This is a genomic window from Pseudomonas sp. PSE1(2024) (assembly GCF_050990555.1).
Taxonomy (GTDB): Bacteria; Pseudomonadota; Gammaproteobacteria; order Pseudomonadales; family Pseudomonadaceae; genus Aquipseudomonas; species Aquipseudomonas aphyarum.
In genome coordinates this window covers 1,924,280-1,938,908 of the sequence record NZ_CP158967.1, presented here as the reverse complement: position 1 = coordinate 1,938,908, position 14,629 = coordinate 1,924,280, and the positions used below count along the sequence as shown (strand labels likewise).

Below are 14,629 nucleotides of genomic sequence, written 5' to 3'. Positions count from 1 at the left end.
CCCTTTTTTCCAAGACCGCCGATAGCCAATATCAATAACGGAACTTGCCTGCCCGGATGTCCGCAAGGATTTCATCCGTAACCTGCACGTAGGTTTCGGTCCCCGGCAGCCAGGCATAAATCGGGTCATCCCCCGTCTGGCCGGGGTCGAAGCCTTCGTTTTTCAGGCGGGTTTTCTGGTATTTGAAGGTGCCGGTGGTTTCCATTTTCACCTTGACCCGCAAGAACAGCGGCACTGCGTAGGCCGGCATGCGCTGGCGGGCGAAAGCCAGCAGTTCGGCGAAATCCAGGGTCGCGAGGGACTCGGCCGGGGTGATCGCCGCCATGCCGGCGCGGCCATTGGTGTTGGGGATTTCCACGCCATAGGCCACCGCTTCGGAAATATGCGGATGCTGAAGCAGCAGATTCTCGACCTCGGTGGTCGAGACGTTCTCGCCCTTCCAGCGGTAGGTGTCGCCGAGACGGTCGACAAACTGTGCGTGGCCGAAACCGATGTTGCGCAGCAGATCGCCGGTGTTGAAGAAGCGATCGCCCTTGGTGAACACGTCCTGCAGCACAACCTTGGCGGTTTTCTGTGGGTCGGTGTAGCCATCCAGCGGTGCCTTGTCGTCGATCCGCGCCAGCAACAGGCCTCGCTCGCCCCGGCCGACCTTGCGCATGAACCCGTCAGCGCCGCGAATCGGTTCGCCGCTGTCCTGGTCGTAGGCGACCAGCTCCCAGGCCATCAGCGAGAAACCGATGGTGTTGTCGAAATTGAGGATGTTGGTGAAGCCGATATTGCCGTCGCTGGCCGCGTACAGCTCGCAGATGTGATCCACGCCGAAGCGGGTCTTGAACTCGGCCCACGCGCCGGGCCGCAGGCCGTTGCCGATCATCTTGCGCACATCGTGACGGCTGTCGTCGGCGCTGAGCGGCTGATCCACCAGATACCGGCACAACTCGCCAACGTAACCGATGGTGGTTGCGCGGTAGCGGCGCACATCGCTCCAGAACTGCCGGGCGCTGAATTTGCGGCGGATGGCGAAACCCGACGCGCCATTGACCGCCGAACCCCAACACACGCAAAGCCCGGTGGCGTGGTACAGCGGCAAGGTGCAATAAACGATGTCGTCCGGGCGCATGTCGAGGGCGATCATGCCGAAGCTCGCCGAGCTGCGCATCCAGCGGCCGTGCTTGAACACCCCGGCCTTGGGCAAACCGGTGGTGCCGGAGGTGTAGATATAAAAACAGGGATCGTCGAAGAAAATCTGCCGGCTACTGGCCGGGTTGTCGCCAGAGGCATCGGCACTGGCGCTGATCAGGTTGATATAACCCTCGGGCGCGATGCCCGGATGGCTGAAGGTATCCTGATCGGCGACGAACCATGCGCGCGCTGCCGGGATCGACACTTGCTCGCGTACCGCCGCAAATGCCGGCAGCAATTCTTCACCGACGACAATCGCCGCCGGCGTCACCAGATTGATGCTGTGAATCAGCGTATCGCGGGTCTGCGAGGTATTGAGCAGCGCGCTGACCGCGCCGACTTTGGCCAGCGCCAGAATCGTCACCAGCAGTTCCGGGCGGTTCTCGATGAACACCGCCACCACATCGCCCTTGCCGATGCCCTGCCCGATCAAATAATGGGCGATGCGGTTGGCCCACTGGTTGACCTGTGAATAACTCAGCACCACCTCGCCCGACAGCAGCGCGGGGCCTTCGGGATTGCGCAGGGTCGCTTGCTCGAATGTCCAGCCCAGGCCACAGGTTTGGGTCGGATCCTTGACGTTGGCCACCTTCATGCCTTTCACCACCCGGGGGATGGCTTTGGCAATCATCGGCAGTTTGCGGAGCATCATGCCCCAGGTAATCGTGTCGCTCGGCGCGTGGCGCATGGCAGCTCCCGTTCGACCTTGACGTGCAGGCCGGATTTTTATTGTCGGGCAATCGGGTGAGGCAACCAGCGCTTCTCGAGCGAGGGTCGAGGCCGAAAATACGTCAGGGCTTCGCGGGCTGTACACGCGGTTTTTGCAATGTTTTGTATCCGCCAGCGCTACAAGGCGAAGCGGGATTGCGGCCCGCCGGAATGGTTCCATCGGATCGACAGCAATCCCGCAAAATGCAGGATGCACGATGGCCATTCATGCAGATTGCACGACAGCCAAAATCATCAGATTTTATAAATTACTGATTTATAAGGATTTTTAAAAACTCAAATACTGGCACAATCGCTGCAACTCCCTATACATGCTTGCCATTCAAGTGCATACGGAGCTGAAAGACATGAACCTGATCCAAGAAAAATTTACCTCCCTGTTTTCCAACTTCGCCGTCACCACCCAGCCCCGTCCCGATGGCGGGATCCTGCTGACGCTGAAGAGTGCCGACGGCAAAGTGTTCAAGCGTGCGCTCACGTATCAGCAACTGCATACCGGTGATCAACTGTCGTGGGCGATCAGCGCGATCCGTCGTGATCTGGCGGAACAGGCCAGCGAGCTGCCACAGATCGGCATGCTGCAAAGCCAGCAGCGTTTTGCCCTGCCGACCTATCACTCGATGTAATTCGAACACCGTATAAACAGACAGGCCGTGGAGCTTTCGCTTCACGGCCTGTTTTTTTTGCGCGTCGATTGGGTGAACTCAGAACGCTTCCGGTTCGATCCCGGTGAAACTGTCCACGGTTACATGCCCTGCCAACTCCCCGCCTTCACGGGCCAGCCCGCAGGTTTGCAGGCCGGCGGCCTGGGCGGCATCGAGCTCTTGCACGATGTCGGACAGGAACAGGATTTCCTGCGGATCCACTCCGATGGACTGCTGAATATTGCTGTACGACTGCGCTTCGCGCTTCGGTCCTGAAGTGGTATCGAAATAACCGCTGAACAGCGGCGTCAGATCCCCGGCTTCCGAGCAGCCGAAAATCAGCTTCTGCGCCTGGATCGAACCGGACGAATAAACGAACAGTTGATAACCGGCCTGATGCCAGCGCTGGAGCGCTTCAACGGCGTCCGGGTAAACATGGCCTTTCAACTGCCCGGCCTGATAACCCTGCTCCCAGACCATGCCCTGCAACGCTTTCAGCGGCGTGGCCTTGCGGTCTTCGGCGATCCAGGCCAGCAGAATTTCCACGACTCGCTCGACATCAGCCTGCGGTTCGTTGCTGTCGCGGCGCACGGCGTCCAGTTGCTCGGCAACGTCGGCACGCTGGGCGTTCTGGCGAACGAATTCTGGCAGGTGCTTCGCCGCATACGGGAACAGCACGTCGAACACAAAACTCACTGCGCTGGTGGTGCCTTCGATGTCGGTGAGAATGACCTTGATCGACATCGACTCAGTCCTCCAGACGCGGGAAGCGGCCGGCGATGTCTTCGCCGGTGAAGTTGGCGACCCAGCCTTCGGGGTTGTTAAACAGACGGATCGCCACGAAGTGCGGGTTCTCGCCCATGTCGAACCAGTGCTTGGTGCCGGCCGGCACCGAAATCAGGTCGTTCTTTTCGCACAGCACGGCGTAGACGTAATCGTCGATGTGCAGGGTAAACAGGCCACGACCGGCGACGAAGAAACGCACTTCGTCTTCGCCATGCCGATGTTCTTCGAGGAACTTGGCGCGCAATTCGGCTTTTTGCGGGTGATCGCTGTTGAGGCTGATCACGTCGACCGTGATGTAACCGCGCTCGGTCATCAGTTTGTCGATCTGCTCTTTATAAGCACCGATCACTTCTTCCTGACTGGCGCCGGGCTGGATCTTTGCGGCGGCTTGCCAGCGGTCGAAGCGCACGCCCTGCTCGGCCAGGGTCGAGGCGATGTCTTCAAAATGGGTCAGCACCTTGTTCGGAATCTCGGGGCTGGAAACGTGATAGACGGACAGGCTGCTCATGGGGCATTCCTCGGTATCGGCCTTGCCGTCCGGTTCTTCGAGACCGGTCGGGCACTGCATTCATCAGGCAAATGGGCTGGTTCTGGTGAAGTCAGCCTTGGCGGTTCATGACGCTGCGGGTCTTCAACTCGCATTCAAACAGGAATTCAAAGGCCTCGATCTGGCGCAGCGCATCGCTCATCTGCGCGCCCCAGGTGTAGAGGCCGTGGCCGCGAATCAGATAACCGACGCAATCGGGATGGGCTTCAAGCCAAGGCTGCACCTTGGCGGCGAGGCGCGCAATGTCCTGATCGTTGTCGAAGATCGGCACGCGCACCCGGGATTCGTGGGTCGAAATGCCGCTGAAGGCTTTTTGCAGTTCGTAGTCTTCGAACTCGATGAAGTCTTGCGGCGTCAGGCGCGACAGCACCGTGGCGTTCACCGAGTGGGTGTGCAACACCGCGCCGATCTCCGGACGCCAGCTGTAGAGCTGGGTGTGCAACAGAGTTTCGGCAGACGGTTTTTTGCCCGGCTCCAGGCTGTTGCCGGACAGGTCGGTGGCGAGCACGTCGTCCAGGCCCAATTGGCCTTTGTGCTTGCCGGACACGGTCAGCAGCGCTTCGCTCGGCGACAGGCGCGTCGAGTAATTGCTGCTGGTGGCCGGCGACCAGCCGCGACCATAAAGAAAACGCCCGGCGTCGACAATTTGCTGGGCAAGCTGTTCACGGGTAAGGCTCATGGCCTGTCCTCTTGCATTCGAATGGCAATGATAACGGCAGCGGCGAGCGCTGCGAGACTGGCAATACTAAAGGTCAATGTCGCGCCGAGGGCATTCCAGCTGTAACCGGAATACAACGCGCCGAGCGCACCACCGGTGCCGGCCAGCGCTGCATACAACGCCTGGCCCTGCCCTTGCTGGCGCGCGCCGAAGCTACGTTGCACGAACGCGATGGCAGCCGCATGAAAGCTGCCGAACGTCGCCGCGTGCAGCACCTGGGCAAACAACAGGACCCACAGGAACTCGGCGAACGAACCTAGCAGCAACCAACGTAGCGCCGCCAGCAGAAAACTCGCCATCAGCACCCGCCGCAGGGAAAAACGCGCGAGGATCCGGCTCATGGCCATGAACATCAGCACTTCCGCCACCACGCCGACCGCCCAGAGCATGCCGATCACGCCACGGCTGTAGCCCAGTCGCTCGAGGTGCAGCGTCAAAAACGTGTAATACGGCCCGTGGCTCATCTGCATCAGCGCCACGCAACCGTAGAACGCCAGCACCCCGGGATTGCGCAACTGCTTGAGAAAGCCCTCGCCTGTCGGCCGGTTGCCCTGAGGTGGCTGCGCGTTCGGCACCCACAGACTGCTGAGGACGATGCCGGCCATGATCAACACCAGCGCCGCCGGATAGATGTCGAGGCTGAGCCACTCGAACAGCCGACCGAGAGCAACCACGGTGATGATGAAACCGATCGAGCCCCACAGGCGAATCTGACTGTAGCGGGAGGTCTGGCCCTGCAAATGCGCCAATGTGATGACTTCAAACTGCGGCAACACCGCGTGCCAGAAGAACGCGTGCAAGGCCATGACCATCGCCAGCCAGGCGTAGGTCTTGCTGACGAAAATCAATGAGAAAGTCAGCAGCGTGCACACCGCGCCAAAGCGCACGATGACCAGGCGTCTGCCGGTGTAATCGCCGAGCCAGCCCCAGATGTTCGGCGCCACGCAGCGCATCAGCATCGGGATCGCCACCAGCTCGCCGATGCGTGCCGCACTGAATCCGAGGTGATCGAAGTACAGCGCCAGAAACGGCGCCGTCGAACCGAGCAAGGCGAAATAGAACAGATAGAAACTGGACAGCCGCCAGTACGGAAGCGCCGCCACGGTCAGACCGCGGCGGCCTTGAGATCACCCATCAAAGCTGACCCAGCACCGGGGTGCTCACGCGCACATCGGCGTTCTGGCCACGGTGACGCAGCAGGTGATCCATCAGCACGATGGCCATCATCGCCTCGGCAATCGGCGTGGCGCGGATGCCGACGCACGGATCGTGACGACCCTTGGTGATCACGTCGACCGGATTGCCGTCGATGTCGATCGAACGGCCCGGGGTGGTGATGCTCGAAGTCGGCTTCAACGCCAGATGCGCGACGATCGGCTGACCCGAAGAGATCCCGCCGAGGATGCCACCCGCGTTGTTGCTGAGGAAGCCTTCCGGGGTCAGCTCGTCACGGTGTTCGGTGCCGCGCTGGGCGACGCAGGCGAAACCGGCACCGATTTCCACGCCTTTGACCGCGTTGATGCTCATCAGCGCGTGGGCCAGTTCGGCGTCGAGACGATCGAAGATCGGCTCGCCCAGGCCCGGCATCACACCTTCGGCAACCACGGTGATCTTCGCCCCGACGGAGTCCTGATCGCGACGCAGTTGGTCCATGTAGGCTTCCAGCTCCGGCACTTTGTCCGGATCCGGGCTGAAGAAGGCGTTCTGCTCGACCGATTCCCAGGTCTTGAACGGGATTTCGATCGGACCGAGCTGGCTCATGTAGCCGCGAATGACGATGCCCTGGCTGGCCAGGTATTTCTTGGCGATGGCGCCGGCCGCGACGCGCATGGCGGTTTCCCGCGCGGAGCTGCGACCGCCGCCGCGATAATCGCGCTCGCCGTATTTGTGGTGGTAGGTGTAGTCGGCGTGGGCCGGGCGGAACAGGTCCTTGATCGCCGAGTAGTCCTTGGACTTCTGGTCGGTGTTGCGGATCAGCAGGCCGATGGAGCAGCCGGTGGTGCGGCCCTCGAACACGCCGGAGAGGATTTCGACTTCGTCGGCTTCCTGGCGCTGGGTGGTGTGGCGGCTGGTGCCCGGCTTGCGACGGTCGAGATCGCGTTGCAGGTCCTCAAGGGAAATCTCCAGGCCCGGCGGGCAGCCGTCGACAATGGCGACCAACGCCGGACCATGGCTTTCGCCCGCGGTGGTGACAGTGAACAGCTTGCCGTAGGTATTGCCGGACATGCAGGACGCTCCGTGAAATCGAACCCAAATTCGTGATGCGCGCCAGTATACGCAGGCTAACCGAGTAGTTCATCCTCGAACCTTAGCGGTGTGGGTGAGTCCAACCGGCACCTTGGCAAATGATGGCGTGATGATGCTGCGAGTTTTGATCTTGAGCCTTTCCCTGTTTACCGGCTTTGTCCAGGCAACTGTCCTGCAACGTCCGGTCACGTTGACTACCGACAATGGCGAACTTTTCGGCTCGCTGTTGCTGCCGAAATCCGACAGCCCCGTGCCGGTTGTCCTGATCCTTTCTGGCTCGGGTCCTACCGATCGTGACGGAAACAACCCCGACGGCGGGCGCAATGACAGCCTCAAACGACTGGCCTGGGTGCTGGCCAAACACAATGTCGCCAGCGTGCGTTTCGACAAGCGCGGCGTGGCGGCCAGCCTTGCGGCAACCCCGGACGAGCGAAACCTGTCGGTGGAAGCCTATGTGGCGGACGCCGTGGCCTGGGGTCAGAAGCTTAAAGCCGATCCGCGCTTCGGCCCGTTGATCCTGCTCGGCCACAGCGAAGGCGCGCTGATTGCCAGCCTCGCGGCGCCAAAGGTCGACGCGGCGGCGGTCATCTCGCTTTCCGGCACGGCCCGACCGATTGATCAGGTGCTGCGTCGGCAACTGGCCCGCAGCCTCCCTCCCCCGTTGATGCTGCGCAGCAATGAACTGCTCGACAGCCTCAAGGCCGGGCGCACCGACGACAATGTGCCGGCGCCGTTGCAGGTGATTTTCCGTCCGAGCGTGCAGCCGTATCTGATTTCACTGTTCCGTCAGGATCCGGCGGCGGCCTTCGCTCAACTGAAAATGCCGGCGCTGATCGTGCAAGGCAGCAACGACATCCAGGTCCAGGTCGATGATGCGAAATTGCTCAAGGCTGCCAAACCGGACGCGGAGCTGGCGCTGATCGAAGGCATGAACCACGTGTTGCGCATCGTGCCCAACGACGTGAAGCGGCAACTGGCCTCCTACAAGGACCCGAATTTGCCGCTGGCGGCAGAACTGGGGACACGCGTCCTTGAATTTATTGACGGACTTCGCACCCGTTGAGCTCTTTTACCCTCTAGTCCTATGGAAAACGGCCGATAAGCCTTTGTCGCCAGCGTACTGGCTGGCGGCAAGCAGCTTGGACAGGATCTCGCCGTTATGACTGATACCCAGACTTCACCCGACACCACCGCTGAAAAAGACGCACCGCCAGCGGTCGAGCTGCCATGGGCGGATGTCCACGTCGAGCACCACAAGATGCTCCGCCTGGCGCCGTTGCAGACCGACCGCAACACCGGCGGGCGGCCACTGCGCTTCGTTGAATTCGGTTACGCCGAGCGCAACGGCAAAGAACACAGCCTGATGCGCATGGCGATCAAGTTGCCCGCTCAGCGCGTGCGTAAAGAACAGAATCATCTGGACGTGTGGGTCGATCACACGACCAAACGCGTGCACTTCGGCCCGGACAGCGGTTTGCAGATCGAACCGATGAACCGTGGCATCGGCCGTTTCATGGCCGCCCAGGGCATCAACTGGGCGAAAAAACGCTGGCCCACCTACACCGTCGACGGCATGGACTTGAACAACAAGGACGCGCTGAACGAAGACACTCGCCTGCGCCGCGATCATTTTCTGCGAGTGCATGGCTTTGACGTGGTTTACGCCGACGCCCAGCATTTGAAGGGCAGCGTCAAGGAAGTGCAGGTCGGTGATTTGCTGGGCGACTGGAACAGCGAAAAGCTGCAGATCGTCGAGATTCTTGAAGCTGCGCAGATGTTGCAGCAGGCCGAGCAGAACCTCGCCGAGCAGGAAGTGAAGCTGAAGAAGCAGGAAGACAAGGTCAGCAAGTTCAAGCGTGAAGACGCCGGTTTGCGTTTCACCATTACTTGCCTGGTGGCGTTTGCGGTGTTTCAGGCCGGGTTGCTGATCTGGATTGCAACGCACCGCTGACTGATCTTTCCCACACTCCGCGTTTGACTCGGATGGGACGCAGAGCGTCCCGGGCTGCATTCCCACGCAGAGCGTGGGAACGATCAGAGCAATTTAGACGCGGGGAGCGAACAGTGCCTGATGGGCGCGGCACTGTTCGGCGGTCAGCATGAACACGCCGTGCCCGCCGCGCTCGAACTCCAGCCAGGCAAAATCGACTTCCGGGTACAGCGCCTCGACGTGCACCTGGCTGTTGCCCACCTCGACAATCAGCAAACCCTTCTCGGTCAGATGATCCGCCGCTTCGGCGAGCATCCGGCGTACCAGGTTCAAACCGTCATCGCCGCAGGCCAGGCCCAGTTCCGGCTCGTGCTGGTATTCGTCCGGCATGTCGGCGAAATCTTCCGCATCGACGTAGGGCGGGTTCGACACGATCAGGTCGAAACGTTGACCCGGCAGACCATCAAAACCATCGCCCTGCACAGTGAACACACGCTCATCGACGCCATGACGCTCGATGTTCTGGTTCGCCACTTCCAGCGCTTCGAACGACAGATCCGCCAGCACCACTTCGGCGTTCTGGAACTCGTAGGCGCAGGCGATGCCGATGCAGCCGGAGCCGGTGCACAGGTCGAGAATGCGCGCAGGTTCGTCGCCGATCCATGGGGCAAAACGGTTTTCGATCAGCTCGCCAATCGGCGAACGCGGGATCAGCACACGCTCATCGACGATGAACGACATGCCGCAGAACCATGCCTCGCCCAGCAGGTAAGCGGTCGGAATGCGTTCTTCGATGCGGCGCTTGAGCAGGCGCTGAAGATTGACCAGTTCGTCGTCTTCCAGCGCGCAATCCAGATAGCTGTCGGCGATTTCCCATGGCAGGTGCAAGGCACCGAGCACTAGCTGTCGGGCTTCGTCCCAGGCATTGTCGGTGCCATGGCCGAAAAACAGATCCTCCCCATGGAAGCGGCTGACGGCCCAACGGATGTGGTCGCGCAGGGTACGAAGTCGGGAAGTGATCACGGGGCAGAACTCCAGAAAAAACGACTGGCGATTCTAGCAGCCAAAACGCGCCGCGACGACGCAGGAAAGATTCCGGGGCGACGGTAGGACTCTTCCGATTTTCCCCTCGGCTATTGAACAGATCGTGTAACTTGACAAGGCTGCAGGCCAGCAACGACGGTGTCTACGATGGTAGCGATTCACAGAACCGCTCAGCCAGAGGACAATGTCGCAAAAGCCCCACCCGAAGGAGCCCCAGAATGTCCGTTCCAAAAACGATGTTTCAACTCAGCGGTCGCGGTTACGCAGCGGCCACGTTGAGCCATGCCACCGTGGTCATCATCGATGCCCAGAAAGAGTACCTCAGCGGCCCGCTGGCCCTGAGCGGCATGGACGCGGCTGTCGCGAACATCAAACAACTGGTTGCCGCCGCCCGCGCAGCCGGCCGGCCGATCGTGCACGTGCGTCACCTCGGCACCGTCGGCGGCCTGTTCGACCCGCAGGGCGAACGCGGCGAGTTCATCCCCGGCCTGGAACCCCAGGGCGATGAAACCATCATCGGCAAACTGCTGCCGAGCGCCTTTCACGGCACCGAACTCTACGATCGCCTGCAAACCATCGGCTCGCTGGACCTGATCGTCTGCGGTTTCATGAGTCACTCCAGCGTCAGCACCACCGTGCGCGCGGCGAAAAACCTGGGTTTCCGCTGCACCCTCGTCGAAGATGCCTGCGCCACCCGCGATCTGCCGTTCAAGGGCCGCGTGCTCAGCGCCGAACAGGTGCAGGAAGCGGAAATGGCGATCATGGCCGACAACTTCGCCACCCTCGCGCTGACCCAGGATCTGATCTGATCGAACGTAAATGAGCGGCTCAGCCCGCCGCTCATCTGCAAAAACCTCGCATTTGCTTCAATTACCCTAGCCTCAGGAACAACCCGGTCAACTCCCGGTCGAAGGGCCGATACCCATTGAGGAAGGTCGGAATGAAGTTATCCGATGGATTTGACGCACGCCGCTTGCGGCCCAAAGGCCAAAGCAACTGGCGATTTCGATTCGGCGCGGCGATCGCGGCCATACTGGCGACGTTCGGCGTGCTGCTGGCGATGGCCGGGGCCGCCAGCCTGCTGGGGCGCCCGCCGGCGCTCGGCGATCTGAATGCAACACCGCTTGGCTCGGCAATCATTCTCGCAGTCGGCCTGCTGTTCCTGTATTTCGGCGTGGCCCTGTGGCGTCGTTGCCGGCGTCGCGCACGGCAATCGCGGGAATTGAACATGTCCCCGCACCTGATGAAAAAACACGATTGATCAACGGCCTGGCTTTTTGCCGGGCCGTTTTGTGTCTGTTTGGGTAAACTGGCCGCCCTTCGCGGAGGCTGACATGCAAGACGACGATTTTTCCCTGTTCAAAAGTGCGATCCAAGGCGTCAAGCCGATCAAGCACGACCGCGCCGACACCGGCAAACCCAAGGCAGACCGCGCACAAATTGCCAAGCTGCGCCAGTCCGCCACCGTGCGCACCGACACCACTACCGTTGACGGCCTGTCCGATCAGTTCGTGATCGACGTCGGTCCCGAAGACGAGTTGATGTGGGCCCGCGACGGCGTGCAGGAAAGCCAGATGCGCAAGCTCAAGGTCGGGCAGATCCCGTTCGAAGGCAGCCTCGACCTGCACGGCATGAGCGTCGAAAAGGCCCGCGAAACTCTTTGGGCGTTTCTCGCCGAAGCCACCAAATTCGAAATCCGCTGCGTGCGCGTCACCCACGGCAAGGCCGTGCGTCTGGACGGCAAGCGGCCGATGATCAAAAGCCACGTCAACACCTGGCTGCGCCAGCATGCGCAAGTGCTCGGTTTCTGCTCGTGCCAGGCGAAACATGGCGGCGCCGGCGCGGTTTACGTGATGCTCAAACGCACCATGATGGAAGGCCGCGACGAATAAACCCGTCACACCGAACTTGCAGGGTCGTGTCCGCCACCGTACCCTTGCCCTTTGCGAAAATCCCCACAGGTAGTTTCATGTCCCTGGAACAGAATTACACCGCGATTCTCGGCCAACTGGGCGAGGACGTCTCCCGCGAGGGCCTGCTCGACACGCCAAAGCGTGCCGCCAAAGCCATGCAGTACCTCTGCCGCGGTTATGAACAGACGCTCGAAGAGGTCACCAACGGTGCCCTGTTCAGCTCCGACAACAGCGAAATGGTGCTGGTCAAGGACATCGAGCTGTACTCGTTGTGCGAACACCACCTGCTGCCGTTCATCGGCAAGGCCCACGTCGCGTACATCCCGAGCGGCAAAGTGCTGGGCCTGTCGAAGGTTGCGCGGATCGTCGACATGTACGCCCGCCGCCTGCAGATCCAGGAAAACCTCAGCCGCCAGATCGCCGATGCGGTCCAGCAGGTCACCGGCGCGCTGGGCGTGGCCGTGGTGATCGAGGCCAAGCACATGTGCATGATGATGCGCGGTGTCGAGAAACAGAATTCGTCGATGATCACTTCAGTGATGCTCGGTGAATTCCGCGAAAACGCGGCGACGCGCAGCGAGTTTCTCAGCCTGATCAAGTAACTCGTGACAGAAAAAAACCGGCGTTGATCGCCGGTTTTTTTTCGTCCGTGAAAAATCGGGTAAGCTGCGCGCCTTCTTCAATGTCCCTGTGAGGCTTGTAACGTGTTCGTCAAAGCGCTTCGTGTCGGCCTCGGCCAACTGATCATCTTCGTTGATTTCCTGACCCGCCCGGGCAAGAAACAGCGCCCCACCGCTGCCCAGGCTCAGGTTGATGCCGCCGCCAAGGACCTGACCCTGTATCAGTTCCACGCCTGCCCGTTCTGCGTGAAGACCCGCCGCAGCCTGCGTCGCCTGAATGTTCCGGTGGCCCTGAAGGACGCGAAAAACAACGAGCAGGATCGTCAGACCCTGCTGGAACAGGGTGGCAAGATCAAGGTGCCGTGCCTGCGCATCGAAGAGAACGGCCAGACCACCTGGATGTACGAGTCCAACACAATCATCGAATATCTGAACAAGCGGTTCGCCGCAGTCTGAAAAAAAACCGGCCTGATGGCCGGTTTTTTTATGCCGCCTGCGCGGCCTGAGCCTGGCGCACCACCGCCGCCAGACGTTTGAGCCCTTCGTCCAGTCGGGCCGGGTCGATGTGACTGAAGTTCAGGCGCAGATGACCGGGATTGCGATCCGGCTCGGGGAAGAACGGTTCGCCCGGCATGAACGCCACATCGTTGGCCAGCGCGGTGTTCAGCAACGTACGCGTGTCCAGCGGTTGCTTCAGGGTCAGCCAGAAAAACAGCCCGCCCTGCGGCGTGTTCCAGTCCGCCAGATCGGCGAAATGGTTTTCCAGCGCCACTTGAAAGGCATCGCGGCGCTGACGATAGAAGCCACGCAATTCACTCAAGTGCTGCTGATATTTCTCACTGCCGATCCATTGCAATGCTTGCCACTGGCCGATGCGGTTGGTGTGCAGATCCGCCGACTGCTTGAGTTTGAGCAGATGCGGAAACAGATCCGGGCTGGCGATGAGATAGCCGACACGCAGGCCCGGCAACAGGGTTTTGGACACGGTGCCGGTGTAGATCCAGCTGGATTTCTTCAGGCGTCCGGCAATCGGCTGAGCGCTGCCGCCGTCGAAGGTCAGCTCGCGATAGGGTTCGTCTTCGATCAGGGTCACGCCGAATTCGTCGAGCAATGCCGCAACGGCTTCGCGCTTGGCTTCGCTGTAGCGCACGGCGGACGGGTTCTGGAAGGTCGGGATCAAATAGATGAACGCCGGGCGATGCTGTTCCAGGCGTTGACGCAACTGCGCAAGGTTCGGACCGTCAGCCTCCAGCGGTACGGTCAGGCAATCGGCGCCGAACAGCTGGAAAATCTGCAAGGCCGCCAGATAGGTCGGTGCTTCAAGCAGGATTTCGGTGCCCTTGTCGATGTACAGCTTGGCCGCCAGGTCGAGGGTTTGCTGGGAGCCGCTGACCACCAGCACCTGACTCGCCTCACACGACAAACCCAGCGCCCTCGCCTCTGCCGCCAGCGCTTCGCGCAGTGCCGGCTCGCCTTCACTCATGCCGTACTGGCCGAGAGACAGCGGCATTTCTGCCCACTCTACCTTCGGCAGCATCGCTTCAGCCGGCAAACCGCCAGCGAATGACATGACCTCCGGGCGCTGGGCCGCAGCAAGGATTTCACGGATCAGAGAACTTTTGAGGCGCGAGACACGTTCGGAAAAAGCCATGGAAGTCACCGCTAGCGAGGCATGGGAAAAATGAGTCAAACTTGTTGACTGAAATTACGACACCCTCTCTGGAAACGTCAATATGCTTGACCTTAAAAACTGCGCCAGCCAGCAACAAGCCATGGAAGCATTTTTCTTCGGTTACCAGGCGTTCACCGCCAAGGCCGATGAAATGCTCGAGCGTCGCGGCTTGTCCCGAGTGCATCAACGCATCGTGTTTTTCATTGCCCGTTATCCGAATCTGAGCGTCAAGGAATTGCTCGCGCTGCTCGGCGTCAGCAAGCAGGCGCTGAACATGCCGTTGCGGCAATTGCAGGAAATGCATCTGGTGGACAGCGTGGCGTCCGAGACTGACAAGCGCAAACGCCTGCTGGAGCTGACCGTTGAAGGCGCGAAATTTGAACAGGCATTACGCCGCGAGCAGGTGAAATTGCTTGAGCGCGTCTTTGCCGAAGCGGGCGAAACGGCGGTCAACGGCTGGCTGGCGGTGAATCTGGCACTGGGAACACATCGTCCGAACGAGTGATATAGCTTGATCGCCAGTATTTTCGTCTACAAAACCAAAAACAATATTTGCTTTATTTGTACACAAAAGCATAATCCACAGCGTGCGAGTTC

At 60.6% G+C, this 14,629-nt stretch carries 17 protein-coding genes; 9 read left to right on the top strand and 8 right to left on the bottom strand.

The window, feature by feature from the left end; all coding sequences use genetic code 11:
* Nucleotides 1–31: 31 nt before the first annotated feature.
* Nucleotides 32–1,870: a long-chain-acyl-CoA synthetase gene (locus ABTV87_RS08825; protein WP_433899260.1), complete on the bottom strand. Its 1,839-nt coding sequence runs from the start codon at nucleotides 1,868–1,870 to the stop codon at nucleotides 32–34.
* Nucleotides 1,871–2,258: 388 nt separating this feature from the next.
* Between ABTV87_RS08825 and ABTV87_RS08820 the strand changes: the two genes are divergently transcribed.
* Nucleotides 2,259–2,537: a DUF3509 domain-containing protein gene (locus ABTV87_RS08820; protein ID WP_039769924.1), complete on the top strand. Its 279-nt coding sequence runs from the start codon at nucleotides 2,259–2,261 to the stop codon at nucleotides 2,535–2,537.
* Nucleotides 2,538–2,615: 78 nt separating this feature from the next.
* Here ABTV87_RS08820 and mtnC read toward each other — a convergent pair whose 3' ends face one another.
* The 5 genes from mtnC to aroC all read right to left on the bottom strand — a co-directional run bounded on the left by mtnC (nucleotide 2,616) and on the right by aroC (nucleotide 6,832).
* Nucleotides 2,616–3,299: an acireductone synthase gene (mtnC, locus tag ABTV87_RS08815; RefSeq protein WP_085608801.1), complete on the bottom strand. Its 684-nt coding sequence runs from the start codon at nucleotides 3,297–3,299 to the stop codon at nucleotides 2,616–2,618.
* A 4-nt stretch (nucleotides 3,300–3,303) separates the two neighbouring features.
* Nucleotides 3,304–3,849 (bottom strand): 1,2-dihydroxy-3-keto-5-methylthiopentene dioxygenase, encoded by a 546-nt coding sequence (locus ABTV87_RS08810; protein WP_039770173.1) that lies wholly within the window; start codon nucleotides 3,847–3,849, stop codon nucleotides 3,304–3,306.
* Between the two features lie 91 nt (nucleotides 3,850–3,940).
* The gene (locus ABTV87_RS08805) at nucleotides 3,941–4,567 is read right to left on the bottom strand and encodes a methylthioribulose 1-phosphate dehydratase (protein ID WP_221532958.1); all 627 of its coding nucleotides are present in this window, start codon (nucleotides 4,565–4,567) and stop codon (nucleotides 3,941–3,943) included.
* Complete coding sequence (locus ABTV87_RS08800) at nucleotides 4,564–5,709, bottom strand: MFS transporter (RefSeq protein WP_221532957.1); 1,146 nt, start codon at nucleotides 5,707–5,709, stop codon at nucleotides 4,564–4,566. The genes ABTV87_RS08805 and ABTV87_RS08800 overlap by 4 nt, the downstream gene beginning before the upstream one ends.
* Nucleotides 5,710–5,740: 31 nt before the next feature.
* A complete protein-coding gene (aroC, locus tag ABTV87_RS08795) occupies nucleotides 5,741–6,832 on the bottom strand; it encodes a chorismate synthase (RefSeq protein ID WP_011333207.1) in 1,092 nt (363 codons plus the stop codon).
* Nucleotides 6,833–6,962: 130 nt separating this feature from the next.
* Here aroC and ABTV87_RS08790 point away from each other — a divergent pair, with 130 nt between their 5' ends.
* Both ABTV87_RS08790 and ABTV87_RS08785 read left to right on the top strand, forming a co-directional pair.
* Nucleotides 6,963–7,916: an alpha/beta hydrolase gene (locus ABTV87_RS08790; RefSeq protein ID WP_221532956.1), complete on the top strand. Its 954-nt coding sequence runs from the start codon at nucleotides 6,963–6,965 to the stop codon at nucleotides 7,914–7,916.
* Nucleotides 7,917–8,012: 96 nt separating this feature from the next.
* Nucleotides 8,013–8,804 carry a hypothetical protein gene (locus tag ABTV87_RS08785; protein WP_007960006.1) on the top strand — a complete coding sequence of 264 codons (792 nt, stop codon included), beginning with the start codon at nucleotides 8,013–8,015 and terminating at the stop codon, nucleotides 8,802–8,804.
* Between the two features lie 93 nt (nucleotides 8,805–8,897).
* Here the strand turns inward: ABTV87_RS08785 and prmB are convergent, their stop codons facing one another.
* Nucleotides 8,898–9,806 carry a 50S ribosomal protein L3 N(5)-glutamine methyltransferase gene (prmB, locus tag ABTV87_RS08780; RefSeq protein WP_433899259.1) on the bottom strand — a complete coding sequence of 303 codons (909 nt, stop codon included), beginning with the start codon at nucleotides 9,804–9,806 and terminating at the stop codon, nucleotides 8,898–8,900.
* Nucleotides 9,807–10,045: 239 nt separating this feature from the next.
* Here prmB and ABTV87_RS08775 point away from each other — a divergent pair, with 239 nt between their 5' ends.
* The 5 genes from ABTV87_RS08775 (at nucleotide 10,046) to ABTV87_RS08755 (ending at nucleotide 12,816) form a co-directional block, all read left to right on the top strand.
* On the top strand, nucleotides 10,046–10,636 hold the full coding sequence (locus tag ABTV87_RS08775) for a cysteine hydrolase family protein (protein WP_011333204.1): 591 nt from the start codon (nucleotides 10,046–10,048) through the stop codon (nucleotides 10,634–10,636).
* Between the two features lie 131 nt (nucleotides 10,637–10,767).
* A complete protein-coding gene (locus ABTV87_RS08770) occupies nucleotides 10,768–11,088 on the top strand; it encodes a hypothetical protein (protein WP_007960009.1) in 321 nt (106 codons plus the stop codon).
* Between the two features lie 73 nt (nucleotides 11,089–11,161).
* Entirely contained in the window at nucleotides 11,162–11,719 is a 558-nt protein-coding gene (locus tag ABTV87_RS08765; protein ID WP_085690493.1) for a Smr/MutS family protein, read from the top strand.
* A 77-nt stretch (nucleotides 11,720–11,796) separates the two neighbouring features.
* Entirely contained in the window at nucleotides 11,797–12,342 is a 546-nt protein-coding gene (gene folE / locus ABTV87_RS08760; protein WP_003204506.1) for a GTP cyclohydrolase I FolE, read from the top strand.
* Nucleotides 12,343–12,444: 102 nt separating this feature from the next.
* Nucleotides 12,445–12,816, top strand: a complete 372-nt coding sequence (locus tag ABTV87_RS08755) for a glutathione S-transferase N-terminal domain-containing protein (protein WP_323151152.1) — start codon at nucleotides 12,445–12,447, stop codon at nucleotides 12,814–12,816.
* A gap of 28 nt (nucleotides 12,817–12,844) precedes the next feature.
* On the opposite strand, the gene ABTV87_RS08750 is transcribed toward ABTV87_RS08755, so the two are convergent.
* Nucleotides 12,845–14,011, bottom strand: coding sequence for a PLP-dependent aminotransferase family protein (locus ABTV87_RS08750; RefSeq protein WP_433899258.1), 1,167 nt, complete (start codon nucleotides 14,009–14,011; stop codon nucleotides 12,845–12,847).
* Nucleotides 14,012–14,093: 82 nt separating this feature from the next.
* Between ABTV87_RS08750 and ABTV87_RS08745 the strand changes: the two genes are divergently transcribed.
* On the top strand, nucleotides 14,094–14,537 hold the full coding sequence (locus ABTV87_RS08745; RefSeq protein WP_085608807.1) for a MarR family winged helix-turn-helix transcriptional regulator: 444 nt from the start codon (nucleotides 14,094–14,096) through the stop codon (nucleotides 14,535–14,537).
* Nucleotides 14,538–14,629: the final 92 nt, after the last annotated feature.

Bases quoted from the DNA above. Each gene is read 5' to 3' on its own strand.
- ABTV87_RS08745 (WP_085608807.1), top strand. From the start codon at position 14,094: ATGCTTGACCTTAAAAACTGCGCCAGCCAGCAACAAGCCATGGAAGCA.
- ABTV87_RS08810 (WP_039770173.1), bottom strand. From the start codon at position 3,849: ATGAGCAGCCTGTCCGTCTATCACGTTTCCAGCCCCGAGATTCCGAAC.
- ABTV87_RS08770 (WP_007960009.1), top strand. From the start codon at position 10,768: ATGAAGTTATCCGATGGATTTGACGCACGCCGCTTGCGGCCCAAAGGC.
- folE (WP_003204506.1), top strand. From the start codon at position 11,797: ATGTCCCTGGAACAGAATTACACCGCGATTCTCGGCCAACTGGGCGAG.
- ABTV87_RS08825 (WP_433899260.1), bottom strand. From the start codon at position 1,870: ATGCGCCACGCGCCGAGCGACACGATTACCTGGGGCATGATGCTCCGC.
- ABTV87_RS08750 (WP_433899258.1), bottom strand. From the start codon at position 14,011: ATGGCTTTTTCCGAACGTGTCTCGCGCCTCAAAAGTTCTCTGATCCGT.
- aroC (WP_011333207.1), bottom strand. From the start codon at position 6,832: ATGTCCGGCAATACCTACGGCAAGCTGTTCACTGTCACCACCGCGGGC.
- mtnC (WP_085608801.1), bottom strand. From the start codon at position 3,299: ATGTCGATCAAGGTCATTCTCACCGACATCGAAGGCACCACCAGCGCA.
- ABTV87_RS08775 (WP_011333204.1), top strand. From the start codon at position 10,046: ATGTCCGTTCCAAAAACGATGTTTCAACTCAGCGGTCGCGGTTACGCA.
- ABTV87_RS08805 (WP_221532958.1), bottom strand. From the start codon at position 4,567: ATGAGCCTTACCCGTGAACAGCTTGCCCAGCAAATTGTCGACGCCGGG.
- ABTV87_RS08790 (WP_221532956.1), top strand. From the start codon at position 6,963: ATGATGCTGCGAGTTTTGATCTTGAGCCTTTCCCTGTTTACCGGCTTT.
- ABTV87_RS08765 (WP_085690493.1), top strand. From the start codon at position 11,162: ATGCAAGACGACGATTTTTCCCTGTTCAAAAGTGCGATCCAAGGCGTC.
- ABTV87_RS08785 (WP_007960006.1), top strand. From the start codon at position 8,013: ATGACTGATACCCAGACTTCACCCGACACCACCGCTGAAAAAGACGCA.
- ABTV87_RS08820 (WP_039769924.1), top strand. From the start codon at position 2,259: ATGAACCTGATCCAAGAAAAATTTACCTCCCTGTTTTCCAACTTCGCC.